The 21,745-nt window shown below is 67.2% G+C and carries 20 protein-coding genes and 1 riboswitch; of the genes, 9 read left to right on the top strand and 11 right to left on the bottom strand.

Annotation, left to right across the window (positions count from 1 at the left end; genetic code table 11):
• Positions 1-38: 38 nt before the first annotated feature.
• Positions 39-263, bottom strand: coding sequence for a hypothetical protein (locus CKW46_RS05985; RefSeq protein WP_117436259.1), 225 nt, complete (start codon positions 261-263; stop codon positions 39-41).
• Positions 264-397: 134 nt separating this feature from the next.
• Here CKW46_RS05985 and CKW46_RS05990 point away from each other — a divergent pair, with 134 nt between their 5' ends.
• Positions 398-1,708: a TetR/AcrR family transcriptional regulator gene (locus tag CKW46_RS05990; protein ID WP_117436258.1), complete on the top strand. Its 1,311-nt coding sequence runs from the start codon at positions 398-400 to the stop codon at positions 1,706-1,708.
• On the opposite strand, the gene CKW46_RS05995 is transcribed toward CKW46_RS05990, so the two are convergent.
• The 3 genes from CKW46_RS05995 to thiC are packed head-to-tail and all read right to left on the bottom strand — an operon-like array spanning position 1,617 to position 4,713.
• Positions 1,617-2,252 (bottom strand): alpha/beta hydrolase family protein, encoded by a 636-nt coding sequence (locus CKW46_RS05995; protein WP_012392682.1) that lies wholly within the window; start codon positions 2,250-2,252, stop codon positions 1,617-1,619. The genes CKW46_RS05990 and CKW46_RS05995 overlap by 92 nt on opposite strands.
• Positions 2,249-3,076: a bifunctional hydroxymethylpyrimidine kinase/phosphomethylpyrimidine kinase gene (gene thiD, locus CKW46_RS06000; RefSeq protein ID WP_012392683.1), complete on the bottom strand. Its 828-nt coding sequence runs from the start codon at positions 3,074-3,076 to the stop codon at positions 2,249-2,251. Before thiD ends, CKW46_RS05995 begins: the two co-directional genes overlap by 4 nt.
• The gene (gene thiC / locus CKW46_RS06005) at positions 3,073-4,713 is read right to left on the bottom strand and encodes a phosphomethylpyrimidine synthase ThiC (RefSeq protein WP_117436257.1); all 1,641 of its coding nucleotides are present in this window, start codon (positions 4,711-4,713) and stop codon (positions 3,073-3,075) included. The genes thiD and thiC overlap by 4 nt, the downstream gene beginning before the upstream one ends.
• A riboswitch (TPP riboswitch) is annotated at positions 4,714-4,825 on the bottom strand.
• Positions 4,826-4,910: 85 nt separating this feature from the next.
• Here thiC and CKW46_RS06010 point away from each other — a divergent pair.
• From CKW46_RS06010 to CKW46_RS06025, 4 genes are all read left to right on the top strand, one after another.
• Positions 4,911-5,633, top strand: coding sequence for a PAS and ANTAR domain-containing protein (locus CKW46_RS06010; protein ID WP_015354406.1), 723 nt, complete (start codon positions 4,911-4,913; stop codon positions 5,631-5,633).
• Positions 5,634-5,763: 130 nt separating this feature from the next.
• Entirely contained in the window at positions 5,764-6,159 is a 396-nt protein-coding gene (locus tag CKW46_RS06015; RefSeq protein WP_015354407.1) for an STAS domain-containing protein, read from the top strand.
• Entirely contained in the window at positions 6,156-9,644 is a 3,489-nt protein-coding gene (locus CKW46_RS06020) for an ATP-binding protein (protein ID WP_252872413.1), read from the top strand. Before CKW46_RS06015 ends, CKW46_RS06020 begins: the two co-directional genes overlap by 4 nt.
• The gene (locus CKW46_RS06025; RefSeq protein WP_238559512.1) at positions 9,587-10,024 is read left to right on the top strand and encodes an ATP-binding protein; all 438 of its coding nucleotides are present in this window, start codon (positions 9,587-9,589) and stop codon (positions 10,022-10,024) included. The genes CKW46_RS06020 and CKW46_RS06025 overlap by 58 nt, the downstream gene beginning before the upstream one ends.
• Before the next feature lie 29 nt (positions 10,025-10,053).
• Here the strand turns inward: CKW46_RS06025 and CKW46_RS06030 are convergent, their stop codons facing one another.
• From CKW46_RS06030 to CKW46_RS06055, 6 genes are all read right to left on the bottom strand, one after another.
• Positions 10,054-10,329: a hypothetical protein gene (locus CKW46_RS06030; RefSeq protein ID WP_020731710.1), complete on the bottom strand. Its 276-nt coding sequence runs from the start codon at positions 10,327-10,329 to the stop codon at positions 10,054-10,056.
• A 49-nt stretch (positions 10,330-10,378) separates the two neighbouring features.
• Positions 10,379-14,962 (bottom strand): cation-translocating P-type ATPase, encoded by a 4,584-nt coding sequence (locus CKW46_RS06035; protein ID WP_252872416.1) that lies wholly within the window; start codon positions 14,960-14,962, stop codon positions 10,379-10,381.
• Between the two features lie 49 nt (positions 14,963-15,011).
• Entirely contained in the window at positions 15,012-15,458 is a 447-nt protein-coding gene (locus tag CKW46_RS06040; protein WP_117436256.1) for a hypothetical protein, read from the bottom strand.
• Positions 15,459-15,601: 143 nt separating this feature from the next.
• Positions 15,602-16,417 carry an exodeoxyribonuclease III gene (locus CKW46_RS06045; RefSeq protein WP_180338787.1) on the bottom strand — a complete coding sequence of 272 codons (816 nt, stop codon included), beginning with the start codon at positions 16,415-16,417 and terminating at the stop codon, positions 15,602-15,604.
• Between the two features lie 17 nt (positions 16,418-16,434).
• Positions 16,435-17,331, bottom strand: a complete 897-nt coding sequence (locus tag CKW46_RS06050; protein ID WP_117436255.1) for an N-acetylglutamate synthase, CG3035 family — start codon at positions 17,329-17,331, stop codon at positions 16,435-16,437.
• Positions 17,331-17,924 carry a peptide deformylase gene (locus CKW46_RS06055; protein WP_012392692.1) on the bottom strand — a complete coding sequence of 198 codons (594 nt, stop codon included), beginning with the start codon at positions 17,922-17,924 and terminating at the stop codon, positions 17,331-17,333. Before CKW46_RS06055 ends, CKW46_RS06050 begins: the two co-directional genes overlap by 1 nt.
• Before the next feature lie 249 nt (positions 17,925-18,173).
• Between CKW46_RS06055 and napA the strand changes: the two genes are divergently transcribed.
• From napA to CKW46_RS06075, 4 genes are all read left to right on the top strand, one after another.
• Positions 18,174-18,482, top strand: a complete 309-nt coding sequence (gene napA / locus CKW46_RS06060) for a nucleoid-associated protein NapA (RefSeq protein ID WP_012392693.1) — start codon at positions 18,174-18,176, stop codon at positions 18,480-18,482.
• Between the two features lie 64 nt (positions 18,483-18,546).
• Positions 18,547-19,071, top strand: a complete 525-nt coding sequence (locus CKW46_RS06065) for a LytR C-terminal domain-containing protein (protein WP_499018927.1) — start codon at positions 18,547-18,549, stop codon at positions 19,069-19,071.
• Between the two features lie 29 nt (positions 19,072-19,100).
• The gene (sodC, locus tag CKW46_RS06070) at positions 19,101-19,817 is read left to right on the top strand and encodes a superoxide dismutase[Cu-Zn] (RefSeq protein ID WP_012392695.1); all 717 of its coding nucleotides are present in this window, start codon (positions 19,101-19,103) and stop codon (positions 19,815-19,817) included.
• Positions 19,774-20,949: a glutamate--cysteine ligase gene (locus CKW46_RS06075; protein WP_117436254.1), complete on the top strand. Its 1,176-nt coding sequence runs from the start codon at positions 19,774-19,776 to the stop codon at positions 20,947-20,949. The genes sodC and CKW46_RS06075 overlap by 44 nt, the downstream gene beginning before the upstream one ends.
• A 104-nt stretch (positions 20,950-21,053) precedes the next feature.
• On the opposite strand, the gene CKW46_RS06080 is transcribed toward CKW46_RS06075, so the two are convergent.
• Positions 21,054-21,725 (bottom strand): FadR/GntR family transcriptional regulator, encoded by a 672-nt coding sequence (locus CKW46_RS06080; RefSeq protein ID WP_174524089.1) that lies wholly within the window; start codon positions 21,723-21,725, stop codon positions 21,054-21,056.
• Positions 21,726-21,745: the final 20 nt, after the last annotated feature.

The raw sequence follows: 21,745 nt of genomic DNA on the forward strand, positions 1-21,745 counted from the left end.
ACGGCTCTCTATGTGAATGCCTGATCCTGCCGTTGGGGTCATGTCATGCACACATTCGAGAACAGCAGAACCGGCCACGACACGATCGACTCCAAGAACGACACCACCAGATCCATTCCGTGCATCTGGTGTAAATGCTCAGCGTGTGTCGTTGACCATATGACACCCACCAGCAGATATGGCGTGCCGAAGGCCAGTGCAATGCCGAGAAGTTGGCCGATGGAGAGCTGGTAGGCCAGCACTCGGCGTACGTTCTCCAACACGCTTGGTCCCTCCGGCGATAGGTCCGGGAAACCGCCTGCGGCCCCCCGGTGGGGATTTATGTTAATGGAGATTCTGCAACCGCGATAGGTCGTTGGAGGGTTTGGCCGGGACGGATTCGGGTTATGGTGAGGTAATGTCCGCTGCCAGCGTCTCGCCCGGCGCGGCCGCAGACGGTATTCGCCGGCGGCCCAAGGACCGCAAGGCGCAGATCGCCCGTGCGGCAGCTGAGTCGTTCAGCGCGCAGGGCTATCACGCGGTGAGCATGGAGACCATCGCGGCCAAGGTCGGCGTCTCGGCGCCGGCGCTGTACCGGCACTACGCCGGCAAGTACGAGCTGTTCCGCGGTGCCGTGCTGGCGCTGAGTCAACAACTGGTCGACTGCACGCAACTGGATGACTCCGACGATCCGGCGCAGCTGCTGGACCGGTTGATCGCGTCGCTGATCGAGGTGACGCTGGACAACCGCCTGTCCGGAGGCTTGTACCGCTGGCAGTCCCGGTATCTGCGGGCCGAGGATCAGGCCGCGGTGGCCGATGTGCTCAAGGTGGTCAACCGCAGAATCCAAAAGCCGCTCACGGTGATTCGTCCGTCATTGCGGCCCGCCCAGCGGTGGATGCTGTCGGCGGGCGTGCTGAGCGTGATCGGCAGCATTGTCTATCATCCGGCGCGGCTGGCGGCCGACGAGATCCGGGCATTGCTGGGCGAGGCGGCGTCGGCGATTGTCTGCGCCGAGCTTCCGGAGCCAGGAGACGTCGCGGTGCGCAAAGCCAGTTGGCGGATCTTCGCCGAGGATGCCAGCGTCTATGAAACGTTGCTGCACGCCTCGATGGTCTTGTTCAAAGACCGTGGCTACGCCCAGACCAGCATGGCGCAGATCGCGTCGGCGGCGGGGGTGCCGGTGTCGGGGATCTATCGGTATTTCTCCGGAAAGTGCGAGATCTTGGCGACCGGACTGCGCCGGGCGGCCGATCGGGTGTCCGTCCAGCTCTCGCCGATCGTGGGCGCGCTCACCGAACCGCGCCAGGCTTTGACGCTGCTGATCGACGCCTATGTGGCGACGTCGTTCGCCAACCCGGAACTGGCGGCCGTCTACTACACCGAGCGGGCCAACCTGACACCTGCCGACCAGATGCTGCTGCACAATATTCAGCTGTCGACCATCGATTCGTGGGTGCGGCTGCTGACTTCGGTGCGCCCGTCGCTGTCGGCGACGCGGGCGCGCTTCCTGGTGCATGCCGCCATGGCGTTGGTGGTCGACTTGGGCCGGATGGTTGACCCGCAAGACTCGGCGGGACAGTCCGCCTACGTGCAAGCATGTGTGCGGGAGCTGATGGAGCTCACCTTGTTTGGCCCTACGCCGGCCCAAGCAGACGCAGCGCCGCCGCCACCGCCAGGCCGGCGACGTCGAGGGTCTTCGAACCCAGGTCATGTCGCGCGCCGGTGATCTCGACGACCTCGGTAGGTGCGGCGATCAGCGCCGCGGCGGCGCGGACCTCGGCGGGCGTGCCGAACGGATCCGACGTGCCGTGGGTGAAGACGGTGGGCACGGTGATGTCCGGCAGGTGTTCGGTGCGGGCCCGCTCCGGCTTGCCGGGCGGATGGACGGGGTAGGAGAACAGCGTCAGCACATCCACCGGGGCCTGTGCGGCGGCCACCACCATGGATGTCTGCCGACCGCCATAGGAGTGCCCGCCGGCGATCAACGGGCCCTCGGCCAGGCCGCGGCACAACTCGATCGCTTCGACGATGCCGGCCCGGTCGGTGGCCGCTGACCCCGATGGCGGCCCCTTGGGGCGCCGGCGCCGGTAGGGCAGGTTGTATCTGACCGCAAGCCAGCCGCGTTGTGCCCATGCATCGCAAACCTGTTGCAGCAGTAGTGAATCCCGGTTTCCTCCGGCGCCGTGGGTGAGTATGACTATGCCGTTTGGTGGCTGGCCGGGGCCGGTCACGGGTTCGTGTGCGATACCGGCGATCTGATCGAGGTTCATGACAGCCTGAACAGGGGTGAGACCGGGCCATGGCCGCGGCCCAGCGGATAGGCGGCGCGAATGCACTCGGTCACCCACTTTTTTGCAAAGCTGACCGCGTCGGGCACGGTGAACCCGTGTGCCAGTGCGCACGCGGTCGCGGCCGCCAGGGTGTCGCCACCGCCGTGGTCGTTGCCGGTGGCCACTCGCGGCGCGTCGAACTCGAAGAAGTCGGTGCCGTCATAGAGTAGGTCGCAACTGCGCGTCGAGGATCGCAGGTGTCCGCCCTTGACCAGTACCCACCGCGGGCCCAGCCCGTGCAAGGCCCGCGCGGCCGCGTGCTGCGACTGGGTGTCGATCACGTCGATGCCGACCAGCAGGCGCACCTCATCGAGGTTCGGTGTCACCAAGGTGGCCAGCGGAAACAGTTGTTCCCGAAGCGATTCCAGCCCGGACGCGGCCAACAGCGCGTCGCCGTGCATGGATGCGCAGACCGGGTCCACGACGAGCGGAACCGCCACTTCGAGCTGACGCCAGGTGGCCGCGACCGCATCGATGATGCGGGGCGAGGCCAGCATCCCCGTCTTGGCTGCCTGGATGCCGATATCCTCGACCACCGCGGTGATCTGGCCGGCCACCACGTCCTCGGGTGTTTCGTGAAAACCTTTGACGCCCAGCGTGTTCTGCACGGTCACCGCGGTCACCGCAACGCAGGCGTGGACGCCCAGCAGTGCCATGGTCCGCATGTCGGCCTGGATGCCGGCACCGCCACCGGAATCAGAGCCGGCGATGGTCAGCGCACGCAACGGCGTCGCCCCGGGCGGCGCCAACGGCAACCAACTCACTGGGTGATCGGCAGGTACACCCGGTTGCCGTGGTCGGCGAACTCGGCTGACTTCTCCGCCATCCCCGCTTCCAGGGCCGCCTCAATGGCTTCCTCACTGTCCAGCCCGTGCTTGGCCGCGTAGTCGCGGACATCCTGGGTGATGCGCATGGAGCAGAACTTCGGCCCGCACATCGAGCAGAAGTGGGCGGTCTTAGCGGGCTCGGCCGGCAGTGTCTCGTCGTGGTACTCGCGCGCCGTGTCGGGATCCAGCGACAGCGCGAACTGATCGTTCCACCGGAACTCGAAACGCGCCTGTGACAAGGCGTTGTCGCGCTCCTGCGCATGCGGGTGGCCCTTGGCCAGGTCGCCGGCGTGCGCGGCGATCTTGTAGGCGATGACCCCGTCCTTGACGTCTTTGCGGTCGGGCAGTCCGAGGTGTTCCTTGGGAGTGACGTAGCAGAGCATCGCGGTGCCGGCCTGCGCGATGATCGCTGCGCCGATCGCCGACGTGATGTGGTCGTATGCCGGGGCGATATCGGTGGCCAGCGGGCCCAGCGTATAGAAGGGAGCCTCCTCGCACAGCTCTTCTTCCAGCCGCACGTTCTCGACGATCTTGTGCATCGGAACGTGCCCGGGGCCCTCGATCATCACCTGCACCCCATGGGCTTTGGCGATCTTGGTCAGCTCGCCCAGGGTGCGCAACTCGGCGAACTGCGCGGCGTCGTTGGCGTCGGCGATGGAGCCCGGCCGCAGCCCGTCACCAAGCGAGAAGGTCACGTCGTAGCGCGCGAGAATGTCGCAGAGTTCCTCGAAGTTGTTGTACAGGAACGATTCCCGGTGGTGCGCCAGGCACCACGCCGCCATGATCGACCCGCCGCGCGAAACAATTCCGGTGACCCGCTTGGCGGTCAGCGGCACGTAGCGCAGCAGCACCCCGGCGTGCACGGTCATGTAGTCCACACCCTGCTCGCACTGCTCGATCACGGTGTCGCGGTAGAGCTCCCAGGTCAACTCGGTCGGGTCGCCCTTGACCTTCTCCAGCGCCTGATAGATGGGCACCGTGCCAACCGGCACCGGCGAGTTGCGCAGGATCCATTCCCGCGTCTCGTGAATGTTCTTGCCGGTGGACAGGTCCATGATGGTGTCGGCCCCCCAGCGGGTGGCCCACACCATCTTGTCGACCTCCTCGGCGATCGAGGACGTCACCGCGGAGTTGCCGATGTTCGCGTTGACCTTCACCGCGAAGGCCTTGCCGATCACCATCGGCTCACTCTCGGGGTGGTTGTGGTTGGCCGGGATCACCGCACGGCCGAGGGCCACCTCGTCGCGCACCAGCTCGGCGGACATGCCCTCACGGGCGGCGATGAAGGCCATCTCGGCGGTGATTTCGCCGGCGCGGGCGCGCTGCAACTGGGTGCCACGGTCGCGGACCAGCCCCGGCCGGGCCGGCAGGCCGACGGCAAGGTCGATCACGGCATTCGGGTCCGTGTACGGCCCGGAGGTGTCGTACAAGTCGAAGTCGGCGCCGGTGGACAGGTGTACCCGCCGCAACGGGACGCGCAGCGTAACCCCGTCGGGGCCGGCCACCTCGCGATAGGCCTTGCTGCTGCCCGCGATGGGGCCAGTCGTGATGGACGGCTCAACAGTAACGGTCATTGTCATCTCCCTGTCATCTCCCTACGCCGGCATTATCCGGTCAGGTTCCTACGGTCGACGGCCTCCAGCCGTCCTCTCAGCGCAGTTGGTGTGCGCTCCCGCGTGCGTTAATTGGGTCGGCCTCCACGCTAGCGCAGTGCGGCACCGGTGTGCAGGTGCGTCTTGGATCGTGGTGGCTGCCAGGCGGGTCGGGTGCGATGATTTCAGACGTGCAGCAGACCGCCCACACCGGCGAGGAACGCCCTGACCGCGGTACGCCCTCGTTTGCCACCCCGATATCGGGGGCGGTCGATAACCATCTGAGCATCGGCAGTTTCCGTTTCTGGTTCATCGGCCAGCGCTGGGAGTGGTCCGACGAGGTGGCCAGGATGCACGGATATGAGCCCGGCGCCGTGGTGCCGACGACGAAACTGTTGTTGTCGCATAAGCATCCCGACGATCGTGCCCACGTCCAGGACTTGCTGGACTATGCGTTGCGGTCGGGGGAGTCGTTTTCCAGTCGCCATCGCTTTGTCGACACGGCGGGCGTGGTGCACGACGCAATCGTGGTGGCTGACCGCATGGTGAACGAATCCGGCGTGGTCCAGGGAACATCCGGCTATTACATCGACCTCACCAACACCTTCGACGAAACGCGTCAGGAGGTGCTTGACGAGGCGCTGCCCGACCTGTTCGAGAACCGCGCCGCGATCGAGCAAGCCAAAGGTGTGCTGATGGCCGTCTACCGGGTCAGCGCCGAGCAGGCCTTCCGGGTGCTGCAGTGGCGGTCGCAGGAGACAAACACCAAGCTTCGTGCGCTGGCCAAACAAGTGGTCGCCGAAGTCGCGTCCTTGCCGCCGGTGTCGGCGTTGGTGCAAAGCCAGTTCGACCACTTGCTCTTAACGGTGCACGAGCGTATTCCCGCCGAGTCCGCGAGCTGATCGTCGCGGGTTGCAGACCGCGCGGTGGGGATCGGGTTAGGCTCTAGCTAATCCTGGACGGTGCAGACGGTGGATCGGGCTCCCTGTCTCAGCCGCCTAACGTTTGACACATTCGCGGGCGGTGAAGGCCATGGACCTGCTGGCGGTCGAGCATGAGGTTCGCCAGGACACCGTCGTGGTGCGGGCCAAGGGTGATGTCGATTCGAGCACCGTCGAGCAGCTCGTCGTCCATCTGGCGGCTGCCATGCAATTGGCGGCGACCCACCCTGCGCGCCTGGTCGTCATCGATCTGCAGCCGGTGACCTTCTTCGGTAGCGCGGGATTGAACGCGGTGCTGGAGTGTCATGAACAGGGGATGGCGGCGGGCACATCGGTGCGGCTGGTGGCCGACCACGGGCAGGTGCTTGCGCCGATCCAAGTTACCGAGCTGGATCGCATCTTCGAGATTTACCCGACGCTGGCCGGGGCATTGCGGCCCGGCAAACCCGGTGAGCACGATCTCGAGGATGTCGAGCGGCCACGATGAGCGCCAACGCTGCGGCCCCGGGGACGCCCAATAGGCAACCGTTGCCCGAGGACCTGCAGGCCGCGATCGCGCTGGGCGGCGAGATGGGGCGCCGCTTCGCCGAGTTCGACTGGGCACACCATCGGTTGGGCCCGCCCGGGGACTGGGCACCCGAAGTGCGTGCGGCGGTGGCGATGACCCTGACTTCGCGGTTTCCCATCGTGTTGTGGCTGAGCCCGACCGACCTGTTCCTGATGTACAACGACGCCTATGCCCAGATCTTGGGCGACAAGCACCCGGCGGCGCTGGGCAGTGCCGGGAAGGCGGTGTGGCCCGAGATTTGGACGGCGATCGGGCCGATGCTCGCCGGCGTCGTTGCGACCGGCAAGGCCACCTGGTCGACCGATCTGATGCTGCTGTTGATGACGGCAGGCGTTCCGCAAGAGCGCTACTTCACCTTCACCTACAGCCCGATCATCAGTGGCGGGGCCGTCCCGGCCATCTTCTGCGCGGTCATCGAAACGACGCAACGGGTGTTGAGCGATCGGCGTCTGCATCTGCTCAATGCGGTGGCGTCGGCCGTGCTGGAGACCCACACCATCGACGACGCGATCGGTGCGGCCGTCACCGCGTGTGCCGCGCAGCCCGCGGACCTTCCGTTCATCGCGGTGTATGTGGCCGCCGACGGTGCCGATGCCGGCGCCGGCCAGCATCGGATCACGCTGCGGGGAGCCACACCGTCGGTGTTGCCCGTCTTGCCCCAGCTGCTGGCCGAGCTGACGGACTGGGACATGGCTTCGCGGTCACGGGAGTCGGCGCATGTGGTCGGTGAGCTTGCCCGGGTGATTCCCGGCATCTGCGAGGTTTTCACCGACGACTGCCCGACCCAGGCGCTGGTGTTGCCGTTGAGTGAGGGCTCGACCCCCGGGGCGGTGGTGATCGGCATCAGCCCGCGGCGCCCATTGGATGCGCTGTATCGGGGCTTCTGCCAGCTGCTCTTCGATCAGCTGTCGGCGGCGCTGGCATCGGTGGTCTCCTACGAACGGCAACGGCAGCGAGCCGATGCGCTAGCGGAGCTCGATCGCGCCAAGACCGCGTTTTTGACCAACGTCAGCCACGAGTTCCGCACTCCGCTAACCCTGTTGCTCGGTACGGTCGAGGATGCGCTCGCCGACGCCGGCGGCGACACCGTCTTGGCCGATCGGCTCGATACCGCACGACGCAATGCGCGGCGTTTGCAACGGATGGTCGACTCGCTGCTGGCGTTCTCGCGGATCGAAGCCGGTCGCGCAACCGCGCGGCTGGTGTGCACCGACGTGGGCACGCTGACGTCGCATATCGCGTCGTCGTTCACCGAACTCTGCGCCCGCGCCGGGCTCGACCTTGCACTCGACTGCGCGCCAGCGCTGGCCGATGTCGATCCGGGCATGTGGGAAACCATCGTGCTCAATCTGCTGTCCAACGCGGTCAAATACACAATGAAAGGATCGATCGCCGTCGAGGTGCGCAGCGAGGCCGCGCACTGCCGACTCGTGGTGCGCGACAACGGAACCGGGATTGCGCCAGCCGACCTGCAGCGTCTGTTCGAGCGGTTCTATCGCGCCGAGAATGCCGGCGACCGCAGTGCCGAGGGCAGCGGGATCGGGCTGTCCCTGGTACGCGGTCTGGTTGAGCTGCAACGCGGAACCGTGCACATCGACAGCGAACCGGGGCGCGGCACCGCGGTCACCATCCGGCTGCCGAGGTCGCCGACCGGTGCGGCCGCCGACCAGTCGCCGGCCGCCTTGCTTGATGAGACCAACCCGTACGTGGAGGAGGCCAGCCAGTGGTTGGTCTCATCGCCCGCGCAGGTACAGGCGGCACCGGAACAGCCCCGCCAGCTGGTGCTGATCGCCGACGACAACGCGGACATGCGGGCCCATCTGCATCGAGTGCTATCGCCGCATTGGGAGACCGTTCTGGTCGCCGATGGTGAGTCCGCGCTCAACGCAACCCGCAGCCTGCACCCCGACCTGGTGGTGACCGATGTGATGATGCCCGGTCTGGACGGTTTCGAGTTCATCGCCGCCATCCGCGCGGATCCGGTGCTGGCGGCCACGCCAGTCCTGATGCTGTCGGCCAGGGCCGGAGCGGAGGCCGTCAGCGATGGCTTCGCCGGTGGCGCCGACGATTATCTGTTGAAGCCCTTCCGTTCCCAGGAGCTGGTGGAGCGGGTGACCTCGCGGCTGGCCGCCGTTGCCCGCGAGCGCACCCGTCAGGGACTCGCCGTCAGGCTCATGCAGCTCGACGCCGCCCTACAGGCCACCGACTCGGTGGCCGGAATCCTCGCGGCCGTCCTGCACTACCGCCTGGCGTCGGGTGACGCGGCCGCGGCGGCAATCGGAGTTGTCGACGGGGACTATGTCCGGTTCGAGTATGCCGGCGCAATCCCCGCGGAATTGCGCGATCGCTACCACGTGGCCAGGCTGGACAGCCCGCTGGTGGGAACCGACGTCATTCACCGCGGCGAGCCGATGCTGATCACCGACACGCTGGACCTGCCCCCGCGCTATCAGCACGCGGTGCAGGACACCGCCGAAATTGTTCGGGCCTGTGTCGCCCAACCGCTGCGCAACGCCGACGGACGTGTCATCGGGGTGCTGACCCTGCTGTGGCCCACTCCGCGACAATTCGACGCGTCCGAACTCGAGATGTTCACCCGGACCGCCGAGATTACCCAGATCGCACTGGATCGGGTGCGCGTCATGACCCGCGAACATCGCATTGCCGTCGACTTCCAGGAGCATCTCCTGGACCTGGACCGGGGATCGACCAGCGCGGTGGTATCGGCGGTGTACCAACCGGCCGGCGAAGCGATGCGCGTGGGTGGTGACTGGTATTCGGTGACGCCGCTGGCGCATCCGGGCAGGATCGCGATATCCGTTGGTGACGTCGTCGGTCACGGCCTGGCCGCGGCGATCGTGATGAGCAGACTTCGTGCCGCCGTGGCCGCCTCCGCGCTGAACACCGCCGAACCCGCCGATGTTCTGGGAGCGCTGGACAAATATGCGGCAACCGTTCCCGGCGCCAGCTGCGCCACGGTCGCCTACGCCCTGATCGACACCACACCGGCGGGTGCCGGCGCCATGAGCTACATCTGCGCGGGACATCCGTATCCGTTGGTGGTCTCCCCGAATGCCAGCCCGGTCTTCCTCAAGTCGGGACGGCGTCCGCCGGTGGCCACCCGTGGGACCGACTCGACCGACGTCACCGCGCGTGCGGACCTGCCCGCGGGAAGTTTGATCATCTTCTATACCGACGGGTTGATGGAGCGGGCGGGGAGACTCTCGACGACGGCTTTGCCCGGCTGGCGGATGCGGCGGCGGACTGCTCCGCCATGCCGGTGGCGGCGGTGTGCGCCGAACTCCTGCACCGGATGTGCCCGGCCGAGGGCTACCGCGATGATGTCGTGGTGCTGGCGCTGCGTCCCAGCCATGCCGGTCCGCGCAGCTTCGCCACCGTGTTGACCGCCGTCCCGGCCGAGATCCCGGTGGCGCGCCGGCGGATGGCGCAGTGGCTGACCGCGATCGGGGTCGAACCCGTGCGCAAGGGTGCCATCCTGCTCGCGACGGGCGAGGCGGTCACCAATGCGATCGAGCACGGCAGCGGCTGTGACGCCGGCAAGACGGTGTCCGTCGAGGCATTCCTGGATCAGGATGCGATTGCGGTCACCGTCAGTGACCAGGGCCGGTGGACCGGAGACTCGTCGGCCAGCCTGCGCAGCCAGCGGCGCGGGCGCGGTCTCACGCTGATGAGCGGGCTCGCGAACCAGGTCGAAACCGTCCGTACCCCGCAGGGCACACGAGTCGTGTTGCAGTTCGACGCCGCCACCGTGGACTGGCCGTGAACTGGCCGTGAACTCTGGCCGTGAACTAGCTAGGCCTCCTCCATCGCCTCGCCGAGCTCCTCGAGGAGCCGGTTGTGGTGATTGCTCGCCATGACGTGACCGGCGGCGATGACCACCGCTACCGGCCATTCGATGAGTTCGAGTGCGGCCAGTGCGGCCAGACCGCCGTAGTAGGCCAGCTGCTCAGGCCGGGGGACCTCAACCTGGCCGACGAATGGCAGATTCACCACGAAAGTCTCGCCTTCCCTGATTTTCTTCACCGCATCGCGCTGTGAAACCGCTCTGCGCGCCTGCTTTTCCACCATCATTTGCCTTCCAGTAACGAAGGGTTTGCCGCCGAGCAGGGTCGTGCGGTCACCGTCTGAAGTATGTCGAGGACCGACGCCCTGGCCGATCCGCTAGTTTCGTCGTTTGCTGCGGTGCTGACTGTGCCGTTGCGGGAGATTTATGCGCTGTTGTGGCGCGTCGGGCTCGTGGAGATCGTCCAGCGGGAGCCGTCGCGGGTTCGGGTGTCGGTGACGTGCTCGTGTTGGGTGCAGGAGGGGCTGGAGGATCCGGCTGCTGAGCACGACCATCCAGAACACGGTCCACAACGGCCATCGCGGCGGTCGCAGCAGCGGCGGCTCCCAGGGCCTGCGCCCACCCGACCAGGTCGAGCGGGGTACAACCGAGCAGTTGGCTGACGATAGGAATACTGATCAGGGTACCCATCGCGGCCAGTGAGCCCAGCGCGGTGAGGACCACCAGCCAGTCGTGTGAGTCCAGCAGGGTTTGGCCCAGCTGCGCGCTCACCAGGGCGACCAATCCCACCGTGGATGCCCGACGCGGCAATCCGGTCACCCCGGCCACCATCCAGGCGGCGGTGGCCGCCGCAGCGGTGGTGGTGCCGCGAACGCCGACCGCTCGCCACAGCGCCTGCTGATCCGGTCCGCGCGCGTTGGGGTCGGTCTGGCCGCGCGGCTTGCTGACCGCCAGCGCCGCGGCGGGTAGCGCATCGGTGAGCATGTTCACCAGCAGCAGTTGCCGGGTGTTCAACGGCGAGGTTCCCGTGATGGCGCTGCCGATGATGGCGAATGCCACTTCACCGGCGTTGCCGCCCAACAACACTGAAACGGCCGCCTGCACCCGCTGCCACAGTTCACGCCCTTCCAGGATCGACGGGAGCAGTGATTCGATGCGACCGTCGAGCAACACCGTGTCGGCGGCCACGCTGGCGGGGTCACTGCCATGCGCGACGACACCGATGCCCACGGTGGCCGCCCTGATCGCGGCGGCGTCGTTGGAGCCGTCGCCGACCATCGCGCAGACCCGCCCGACACGCTCTAGCGTCTGCACGATCTGCACCTTGTTCTCGGGTGTCATCCGGGCAAAGATCACGCGCTCGGCGACCGCACGCTCCTGGTCCTTGCGCGACAGGGCATCCCACTGCGCGCCGCTGATGATCTGTTTGGCGCTCACCCGCAGGCCCAGCTCTTCGGCGATGGCCGCGGCGGTGATGGGGTGATCACCGGTGATCAGCCGCACGTCCAGCCCGTGTCCGCTCAACTCGGCGAGCAGACCCGCTGCCGTGGGGCGCGGCGTGTCGGACAGCCCTAGAAAGCCCACCAGGGCCAAGCCGTCGTGGCAGAAGTCAGCGATGGCGTCCGGGTCGTCGACAACGGTCCGGGCCTGCTGTGGGCTCAGCTCGCGCCGCGCCACCGCGATCACCCGCAGCCCGTCGGCGGCCAGTTCAGCGACCTGGCGGTCAATGCTCGGGCCGTTGGCTCCGCAGGCGGCCAACACCACCTCCGGGGCGCCTTTGATGCTCAGTTCGGTGTCTGACACCGAGGCGGAAAACGACCTGCCGGAGCGGAATGGCAGGTGAGCGTCGGACCGGTCGAGTTCGGCGGCCAATTCCGGTGGCGCCGCTGCCACGATCGCGACATCGGTGGCGTGTACCTGCGGTCCACCGTTGGTGGCCGGCGCGGCATGGACCGCGCAGCGCAGTACATCGTGATCCGAAAAGCCGGGGCCGGGATGTACTTGCGCCACGCGCAGCCGGTTCTCGCTGAGCGTTCCGGTCTTGTCGAAGCAAACCATGTCGACGCGACCGAGGGCCTCCACCGATCGCGGGATGCGGACCAGGGCGCCGAAGTGGGTGAGCCGGCGCGCCGAGGCTTGTTGCGCCAAAGTCGCCACCAGCGGCATGCCTTCGGGCACCGCGGCCACGGTGACGGCAATGCCGCTGGCCACCGCTTGGCGCAGGCCTTGGCGACGCAGCAGACCGAGTCCGGTGACCACGGCGCCGCCGGTCATGCTGACCGGCCAGGCCCGGTTGGTGAGCTGGCTGAGCTGGTGTTGCAGACCGACGTTGGACAGGTCGCCGGACACCAGGTCGGCGGCCCGCCGCTCCTGGGTGTCCGCCCCGACCGCGGTCACCACCGCAACTGCGGTCCCGGCTACCACGGTGGTGCCGGCATAGAGCATGCAGCTACGGTCCGCCAGATCGGCTCCGGGTGTGGGCTCGACCTGTTTGGTCACCGACAGCGATTCGCCGGTGAGCGCGGACTCGTCGACTTCGACATCGGTCTCGTCGATCACCCGGGCGTCGGCGGGAACCACCTCGTGGGTCCGGACCTCGATAACGTCGCCGGGCCGCAGTTGTTCGGCGACGACGTCGACGTAGCCAGGCTGTCCGTCCTGGCCGGTGACCACCTTTCGCGCGGGCGGAATTTGCAGCGCCAGTAGGCGGTTGAGCCGGCTCTCGGCGCGGAGTCGCTGCGTTGCGGCCAGTATCGAGTTACCGGTCAGCACCGACCCGACCATCACCGCGTCAACGGGTGAGCCCAATACCGCGCTCGCCGTTGCGCCCAGAGCCAGCATCGGTGTCAGTGGGTCGGAAAGTTCTGCGCGGACCGCGCCGAGGAACTGTCCGATCGCCTGCATGGGCTCGGCGCCGAGTTGTGCGCCACGCTTTGCCGCGTGCGCGCCGCTGCTGAGGGCGCGGGTCGCCAACGTCGAATGGGGTGCGCCCGGTTGAGGCGAGGTGTCGGTTGGCGGCAACAGTTTCTGGACCTGCTCAACGGACATGGCATGCCATTCGTGGAACGCGGCGGGTCGAGGCGGGCGCGCGCCGACAACCTTTCGCGCCAGCAGATACCCCGACAGCAGTCCGGCGCCCGCGCCGGTGGTCACCGGTCCCGGGCCGAGTCCGCGAACGCCCGGCACCATCAGTAGGGCACCCAAAGCCGATGCGCCACCGGATATTTCGATACCCCGCCGGCGTGCCGCCTTGGCGGCAGGAATCGCATGCATGATCCGCCATGCGGCACCAAGATCGGGCAGCAGCACATCGGCGTACCAGGGTGGGACGGCGTCGGCGGTCCGCGGCAGTACACCAAGTGCCACGTCGGCCAACGAAATGGCGCGGCTCTGCGACGACAACAGCGCAACGGTGCGCCCCGCCTGCCTGAGTGCGACCACCGCGTCGGTCAGGGCGTCATCGATGGATCCGTGTCGCAGCGGCCGGATGTCGTCGAATGCCGGCCGCAGCTCGCCCAGCGAGTCGTCATCGACCGACACCAGATCCGCTCCGGTGCGATGCGCCTCGGCGACCACGGCCGAGGCGAGCGGATCATGCGCGGGCAAAAAGAGTGCTTCGGCTTCGAAAACCCCGGTGCTATCCGGATTTTCCGGGACCGCATGCCACCCCGGGCTCAGATCGTCGCGCTCCAGCAGCAACTGGGCCCGGTTCCACGCCGCCGACAGTTGGTCCTCATCCGCGCCGCGAATCCGGGCGACCCGTAGCTTGTTGGTGCACAGCACTCGCGGGTCGATGACGACCGCGTCGACCTCGTCGAGGCGGCGCAGGCAATCCGGCCGCATGGGCAAGACCCCGTGCCGCTGTGCCAGACCCTGACCAAGCGCAGCGGCAAACGCCTCCGGGGTGGTTCGGCTGGCCTTCGGGGTCGCCACCAGCGCGGCGGTCGCCGCCATGTCCATGTTGCGGGTGGCCAGCCCGACCAGCGCCGCGCTGATCGTCTGAATGTGCGCAAAGCGATCGGCATTTCGTTCGGCGGCACGCGCCGGTGCCGGCCGGGGCGCGGTGTAGGGCGCGCTGGTCGCCGGTTGCTCCGCGTACTGGGCCAACTCCGGTTCGTGGTGCTGCCAGGCCAGTGCCCCCGCCCGGGCTTCGGCGGTTTTGAGGGTTTGCATCGCCAGCCCCACCGACAACGATGCCGGTGCCTGGGTGAGCGTTTCTGCCGCGGCTACGGCCAATGTCATGACCGTGTCCGTCGCCGGCCCGCCGATGCGGTCCTCGAGCAGGCTGCGCAGCCGGGGCTGGTAGTCGACCGCCACCACGCCGGCCAGCAAGGTGATCGGCACCCGCGGCCAGCGCAGCGCCCGGCCGGTGAGTGCCAGCCCGAGCCCGGCGGCGTTGGTGGCGACGGTCACGGCCCGGTTCACCAGTACCACGCTGTCGCCCGGCAGGCTGATAGCGGGCGTTGGCCGGTAAGTGTCTTGCGTTGCGCGATAACGCTTTTCGGTGTCTTCGACTAGGCGGCACAGCTGCGGCAACGAGGTAGCCGCATCGATGTCCACGACAACCCGCGACAGCGGGTAGTTGATCCGAACCGACGCGATGCCCGGGTGGGTGCGCATGGCCTCGCGCACCATGCGTGCGAGTTCACCGTCGGGTGTGTCATTGAGGCCGCGAACCTCGATCCAGGCGCGGCCCGCACCGCGCCAGCAGTGCCGGGTGAGTGTCTCGGGGGACAGCTCACCGGAGAGCGCCTTGGCGCCCTCGCGTAGCGGCGCGGCACCGAACTCCAAACACGCCTTGGTTACCGAACCGGTCGTCCTGCCCAGGGTTGCGGCGACGGCTGCGGTGGTCATCACCGACGCGGTGGCCATCGCGCTGGTTGCCTGGATGCCCGTGGCGAGCGCGCGCAGCGGCAGAGCCCCTTTTATGGATGTAGCAATGCTCAATGGGTGCTCAGCGCCGCCATCAATTGGTGCTGCGCAGTTCGGCGGCGCCCGCTCGACGGCCGGTTGACTTCTTGGCCGCGGTCTTGGCCGGCGCCTTTTGCGGGGCGGCCTTGGCCGGCTCCTCCTGGTCGGGTACCGGCGCGAGTTTCGCCTTTGCCGCTGGTGCGGAGGCCTCGGGCCGCTGACTCATCCGGCGCAACAGCAGCGCGCTGCCGCCGACGGCGAGCAGGATCGGCCATTCCACGATGCCCGCGACTCCCAGCGCGCCCATGGCCAAGGCGGCGGCCGGTGTCGACTTGCTGCCGGTGCTGAGCCCGCGCTGGATGCCTTCGACGGCTCCCTTGACGCCACCGACGACGCCGTTGACCGCCGCGCCGCCCACCGCACCCGCGGCCGCCGTGGTCGCCGTCGCGGCCCGATTCACCGTTTGACCAACGTTGCGGACTGCTCCGCCGACGACTCCCATAATTGCTCCCTGACTTCTCACCGATCTATCGCTGCGTCCCATGCTGCACAACATCGACAGCGCTGTCTTCAGCATGCATCTATTAGAAGCCTGCCACGTTACAAACGCGCAGACAACGAACATTGTTAGGGAGTGTCCAGTGGCTAGGCGGCTGGGCCGGGGCGCAGGTCGACGAAAACCGGTGCGTGGTCGCTGGGGGCTTTGCCTTTGCGCTCGTCCCGAACGATCTGCGCGTCGACCACGCGGCCGGCCAATGCCGGCGAGCCCAGGATGAAATCGATGCGCATTCCCTGCTTTTTGGGGAACCGCAGCTGCGTGTAGTCCCAGTAGGTGTAGACACCCGGCCCCGGGGTGAAAGGCCGTACCAGATCGGTGAACTGTGCATCGACAATGGCGTTGAACGCCTTGCGTTCTGGCTCGGAGACGTGGGTGGCCCCGGTGAAGAACTCGGTGCTCCAGACGTCCTCATCGGTGGGGGCGATGTTGAAGTCGCCGGCCAGCGCTATCGGCGCGCCGGGATCGTTTTTCAGCCAACATTGGGCCGTATCCCGCAGCGCAGCAAGCCAATCCAACTTGTATGTGTAGTGCGGATCCTCCAGCGCGCGGCCGTTCGGCACGTACAGGCTCCACACCCGAACGCCGCCACAGGTTGCGCCCACCGCGCGAGCTTCGGCGGCCGCGGCGACCTCTGGCTTGCCGCTCCAGGCGGGCTGGCCATCGAAGCCGATCTGGACGTCGTCGATGCCGACGCGCGAAGCGATGGCCACGCCGTTCCATTGATTGAAACCAACGTGGGCGACCTCGTAGCCGAGTTCGAACAGCGGCAGCGCCGGAAACTGGGTGTCCGAACACTTGGTCTCTTGAATGGCCAGGACATCGACGTCGGCGCGCTCCAGCCAGTCCAGGACGCGGGGTAGGCGGGTGCGAATGGAGTTCACGTTCCAGGTGGCAAGCCGCAGGGTGCCATCGGGCATGGCTAGAGGCTAGCGGGTGTCCGCAGATAGCGACGACGATGGTGCGGCCGCAACCCCAGCGACTCGGCCCAGCCGGGCGTGGCGGTGCCGGGCACGCAGGTGTAGCCACGGGTCGCACCTCGGCCGGCGCCCCAGGCCAGCAATGCCGTGTAGAGCAGGGCGGCCGGACCGGTCGGGGACTGGTCATCGATGGTGCAGGCGGCCGACACCCCAACCCAGCGGGTGCCGTCCGGTGCGTCGGTTACCGCCGCGCGTGCGACCACCGCTTGCGGGCCGGAACCGAATGCAAGCTCGCCGTCGATGACCGCGGTGAGGGCATGCTCGGCGATCTCGCGGTCGCAGTGGCCTCGCCACACATCGTCGGGCCGGGGCGACACCGTGATCGACGGGTCGGCTTGGCGGGTCGCGACCTCGCCGACCAGGACACGTTCGGTGTGCTCACCGGTCAGGCCGGCCGGATCCGGCATGAGCCGGTCGGGAATGGCCAGCCGCGGCGTGCGGCCGCGCTGCGTGTACCAGTCGAGGATCGCGGGTATCGAGTCGGGGCGGGCCGAAATGTCCAGCGGGACCGCCGAATTAGCGTATAGCGGGGCTCCGTGGCAGGCGCGTAGCAGCCAGCCGTCCAGCCAGCTCCGGTCGGTGCCGGGCCACGCCGCGGCCGCCGCATGTTCGAGGGCCCTGATCTCGGCGGTGCGGATGGGCGCATCGGTGAGCACCCGCAGTGCCACCACGTCGGCCGGCGCGAACTCGGCGATCGCTCCGGTCTTCGTTTGCACGCGCACCGTCGGGGCAATCGCGAGCAGATGTCCCACCGCATCGGTCAGGGGCGGGACGGACCCGGCCGGTCGGCGGTAGCGAATCGTGACTCGCGTTCCGAGGTCCGGCCACGGCGCCGTCATCAGTGACCGAACGGATCGGGCCCCTCGCCCGGCAACCACGACAGGCCGGGAACCCCCCAGCCGTGTGACTTGACCGCACGCTTTGCGCTGCGGGCATGCCGGCCGATGAGGCAGTCCAGGTATAGATAGCCGTCGAGGTGCCCGGTTTCGTGCTGCAGCATGCGCGCGAACAGGCCGGAGCCTTCGAGCTCGACGGGGTTCCCCTCGGCATCGAGCCCGGTAACGCGGGCCCAGGTGGCGCGGCCGGTAGGAAACGACTCGCCGGGAACCGACAGGCACCCTTCGTCGTCGTTGTCCGGGTCGGGCATGTTCTCGGGGATCTCGGACGTCTCGAGCACCGGGTTGATGACCACGCCCCGGCGGTGCGCGGCCTTTCCGCGATCGTCGGCACAGTCATAGACAAACAACCGCAGGCCGTATCCGATCTGGTTGGCGGCCAAGCCGACGCCGTGCGCGGCATCCATGGTCTCGTACATGGTGGCGATCAACTCGGGCAGATCGGCAGGTAGCGAACCGTCGGCTCCGACCGGGACGGGAGAAGTCGGAGTGTGCAGGACTGGATCGCCCACGATCCGAATAGGAACCACTGCCATGGTCGGCTAGCTTATGCGGGGCGACTGGGCCCGGTGACGACGCCCGCCGCTCGGCGGCGGAGGAGTCGGGTGGTTGGGCGCGACGCCGGGTCGGAGGCAATCCGCCCAATCTGCCGACTCGCGGGTCGCGGTTACGGGGCAACAGTTCCCGGCGTGGTTGAATACGTCGGAACATGCCCCTTTGTAGGTCAAGTCATTCGAGCAAATAAAGCAAATAAGCATTCGCCGGAAGGGTCCAGGGGAAGCGATATGGACGGCGCTATGGCGCGGGCAAATCGAGCGGGGGACGACTCTGAAATTGCCGACGGTTTGACCCGTCGGGAACATGACATCCTGGCGTTCGAACGCCAGTGGTGGAAGTTCGCGGGTGTCAAGGAAGACGCCATCAAGGAGTTGTTCTCGATGTCGGCGACGCGCTACTACCAGGTGCTCAATGCGCTGGTTGATCGGCCGGAGGCGCTGGCGGCGGATCCGATGCTGGTGAAGCGGTTGCGCCGGCTGCGGGCCAGCCGTCAGAAGGCGCGGGCCGCCCGGCGGCTCGGCTTCGAGGTGACCTGACACTGGTCCCGGTTTTGTCCGTGCTTTTTCAAGTTCTGGGCCTCTCCTGGCTACAGTGGGCTCGATGAACGAGCGCGTACCCGACTCTTCGGGGCTTCCTCTGCGGGCCATGGTGATGGTGCTGCTGTTCCTGGGCGTCATCTTCTTGCTGCTGGGTTGGCAGGCCCTGGACTCGTCCGGGAAGGCGGTGGATGACTCATCGTCGCTAACCACGATGCCGACGTCGTCCAGCGCCACGAAGTCGCCGACCTCGACGAGTGCCAAACCCGCTGCCCCCCAGGCGGAGGTGCGGGTCTACAACATCTCTGGTCTCGAGGGTGTCGCTGGGCGCACCGCCGACCAACTCAAAGAGGCCGGCTTCAATGTGACTGAGGTCACCAATCTTTCGGTATCGGACGTGCCGGTCACCACCGTCTATTTCGGCGATGCCGAAGGCGAACAGACCACCGCCGAAGCGGTGGGTGAGAAGCTGGGCGTGCCCGTCGAACGGCGGATAGCCGAAATTTCCGACCAGCCCCCGGCGTCATTGTCCTGGTCACGGAGTGAGCCGGCGCGACACCAGCCCGGGTCGTTTCGGCCCGCTCGATGACTCGAGGGTCGCCAGGTTAGGCTCTCGCTATGCCTAAGCCAGCCGGTCATCGCAATGTCGCAGCTGTCACCATGTCCGCTCTGTCCGCGACCGCTTGTGTCGCGTTGTTGAGCGGGTGTTCGTCGCCTCAACATGCGTCGACGGTTCCGGGCACCACACCCTCGGTGTGGACCGGTTCACCCGCGCCGGCCGGCACCAACGAGCACCGCGAGGGGGCGTCCGAATCGGAGGGTCTGGCGACTCAGCTGCGGGCACCGGATGGCACCGAGGTTGCTACGGCCAAGTTCGATTTCGCGGACGGATTCGCCACCGTCACCATCGTGACTACCGGCACCGGCTACCTGGCCCCTGGCTTTCATGGAGTGCACATCCACAAGGTGGGCAAGTGCGAGGCCAATTCGGCCGGTCCGACCGGCGGCCCGGTGGGTGACTTTCTGTCTGCGGGAGGACACTTGCAGGTGTCCGGGCGCCCCGTGCCCGGGCAGTCCAGTGGTGACCTGACGTCGCTGCAGGTGCGTAGTGACGGCAGCGGGACGCTGGTGACCACGACCGATGCATTCACCATGGATGACCTGACGAGCGGGCAGAAAACCGCGATCATCATTCACGCCGGCGCCGACAACTTCGCGAACATTCCGGCGGATCGCTATAACCAGACGAACGGGACCGCGGGTCCCGATCAGACCACGCTCGCCACCGGTGATGCCGGTAAGCGGGTGGCGTGCGGTGTCATCGGCTCCGGCTAGCTCGTCGGCGGGTCGGACCGCAAACCGGATAGATTTCGCGCGTTCGCCGCGGCCGACCGTAGGAGTGGAGTGGGAGTTCGCCCTGGTCGACGCCGAGACCCGGGATCTGAGCAATGAAGCCACGGCGGTCATCGCCGAGATCGGTGAAAACCCCCGGGTGCACAAGGAGCTGCTGCGCAACACCGTCGAGGTGGTCAGCGGTGTGTGCGGCTCTGCCGGCGAGGCGATCGAGGATCTGCGCACCACCCTGGGCCCGGCCCGCCGGATCGTGCATGCCCGTGGCATGGAGCTGTTCTGTGCGGGCACCCATCCGTTCGCGCAATGGTCCACCCAGAAGCTCACCGACGCACCGCGTTACGCCGAGCTGATCAAGCGCACCCAGTGGTGGGGCCGCCAGATGCTGATCTGGGGCGTCCATGTCCACGTCGGCGTCTCCTCGGCGAACAAGGTGATGCCGATCATCTCTGCGCTGCTCAACTACTACCCCCACCTGTTGGCGCTGTCCGCCTCCTCGCCCTGGTGGGGTGGCGAAGACACCGGTTACGCCAGCAACCGGGCGATGATGTTTCAGCAGTTGCCTACCGCCGGGCTGCCGTTCCAGTTCCAGACCTGGTCGGAGTTCGAAGGCTTCGTGTATGACCAGAAGAAAACCGGCATCATCGATCACATCAACGAAATACGTTGGGATATAAGGCCTTCGCCGCACCTGGGCACCATCGAGCTGCGGATCTGTGACGGTGTTTCCAATCTGCGCGAGCTCGGTGCACTGGTGGCCTTGATGCATTGTCTCGTGGTGGACCTGGATCGCCGGCTTGATGCCGGTGAGACGCTGCCGACGATGCCGCCCTGGCACGTCCAGGAGAACAAGTGGCGCGCCGCGCGCTACGGCCTGGACGCGGTGATCATCTTGGACGCCGAAAGCAACGAACGGCTGGTTACCGACGACCTCGACGATGTGCTGACGCGGTTGGAACCGGTTGCGCGGTCGTTGAGTTGCGCGGACGAGCTGGCCGCGGTCGCAGAGATCCCGCGAGTCGGCGCCTCTTACCAGCGCCAGCGGCGGTTGGCCGAGGAACACGACGGAGACTTGCGGGCGGTGGTAGACGCACTGATCGCCGAGCTGGATATCTGACCTGCCGGACACGCCGTCGGATGGATTCGCGCGCTAGTTCGACCGCCACGCTCGCCCCCGCGATGCGGTGGGCGCACACGACCGGATCCGGGCTGCCGCCGGATTTAGGCGCGCAGTCGCGCGATGAACACCTGTGCCGCCGCCTCTGCGCGCTGTGGGTCACCGGCGATGATGGCCTCGACCAGCTCGGTGTGTTCGCGCTCGTATGAGGTGCATGTCCCCACCGGGCCCGCTTCCACCGCCCGATGGATGGTTGGCAACAGCAGGTCATAGAACTGTAGATATATCTCGTTGTGGCTGGCCGCGACGATGGCGCGGTGCAACGCCGTGTCGGCCGAAGTCATCTCGGTGCGTTCTTTGTCGTTTGCCGGCTCTCGGCTCCACAGTTCGTTGCGCCGGGCGAGCAGGGCCCGAAGGTCCTCGATGTCGGCGGCATCACGCCGGCGCGCGGACAGGACGGCGGCGGTGACCTCTACCGCCTCGCGCAGTTCCCAGAGATCACGTTCGCGGGCGGCCGCGAAATATTCGGCGAGGGCGCTGCCTTGTTCTACGTCGGCAATGACGTAGGTGCCCGACCCTTGTCGTCGCTCGAGTATTCCCACGTGCACCAGGGCCTGCACGGCTTCGCGCACCGTGTTGCGGGCGGTTCCGGTCATCTCGCAGAGTTCGGGTTCGGTGGGAATGCGATCACCGACTTTCCAGCGCCCTGACGTGATCTCATCGCGCAGCTGATCGCTTACCTGGGCGATGAGTGTCCGGCGGCGCACTGTCTGCATGCCACCAGCATAGGCAGTTT

The sequence above is a fragment of the Mycobacterium liflandii genome (assembly GCF_022354805.1).
GTDB lineage: Bacteria > Actinomycetota > Actinomycetes > Mycobacteriales > Mycobacteriaceae > Mycobacterium > Mycobacterium marinum.

What these genes read in the sequence shown, in the direction of transcription:
- sodC (WP_012392695.1), top strand. Translation starts at nt 19,101, where the DNA reads ATGCCTAAGCCAGCCGGTCATCGCAATGTCGCAGCTGTCACCATGTCC.
- CKW46_RS06030 (WP_020731710.1), bottom strand. Translation starts at nt 10,329, where the DNA reads ATGGTGGAAAAGCAGGCGCGCAGAGCGGTTTCACAGCGCGATGCGGTG.
- napA (WP_012392693.1), top strand. Translation starts at nt 18,174, where the DNA reads ATGGACGGCGCTATGGCGCGGGCAAATCGAGCGGGGGACGACTCTGAA.
- thiC (WP_117436257.1), bottom strand. Translation starts at nt 4,713, where the DNA reads ATGACCGTTACTGTTGAGCCGTCCATCACGACTGGCCCCATCGCGGGC.
- CKW46_RS06015 (WP_015354407.1), top strand. Translation starts at nt 5,764, where the DNA reads ATGGACCTGCTGGCGGTCGAGCATGAGGTTCGCCAGGACACCGTCGTG.
- CKW46_RS06075 (WP_117436254.1), top strand. Translation starts at nt 19,774, where the DNA reads ATGCCGGTAAGCGGGTGGCGTGCGGTGTCATCGGCTCCGGCTAGCTCG.
- CKW46_RS05990 (WP_117436258.1), top strand. Translation starts at nt 398, where the DNA reads ATGTCCGCTGCCAGCGTCTCGCCCGGCGCGGCCGCAGACGGTATTCGC.
- CKW46_RS06050 (WP_117436255.1), bottom strand. Translation starts at nt 17,331, where the DNA reads ATGACGGCGCCGTGGCCGGACCTCGGAACGCGAGTCACGATTCGCTAC.
- CKW46_RS06080 (WP_174524089.1), bottom strand. Translation starts at nt 21,725, where the DNA reads ATGCAGACAGTGCGCCGCCGGACACTCATCGCCCAGGTAAGCGATCAG.
- CKW46_RS05995 (WP_012392682.1), bottom strand. Translation starts at nt 2,252, where the DNA reads ATGAACCTCGATCAGATCGCCGGTATCGCACACGAACCCGTGACCGGC.
- CKW46_RS06055 (WP_012392692.1), bottom strand. Translation starts at nt 17,924, where the DNA reads ATGGCAGTGGTTCCTATTCGGATCGTGGGCGATCCAGTCCTGCACACT.
- CKW46_RS06010 (WP_015354406.1), top strand. Translation starts at nt 4,911, where the DNA reads ATGATTTCAGACGTGCAGCAGACCGCCCACACCGGCGAGGAACGCCCT.
- CKW46_RS06040 (WP_117436256.1), bottom strand. Translation starts at nt 15,458, where the DNA reads ATGGGAGTCGTCGGCGGAGCAGTCCGCAACGTTGGTCAAACGGTGAAT.
- CKW46_RS06065 (WP_499018927.1), top strand. Translation starts at nt 18,547, where the DNA reads ATGAACGAGCGCGTACCCGACTCTTCGGGGCTTCCTCTGCGGGCCATG.
- CKW46_RS06020 (WP_252872413.1), top strand. Translation starts at nt 6,156, where the DNA reads ATGAGCGCCAACGCTGCGGCCCCGGGGACGCCCAATAGGCAACCGTTG.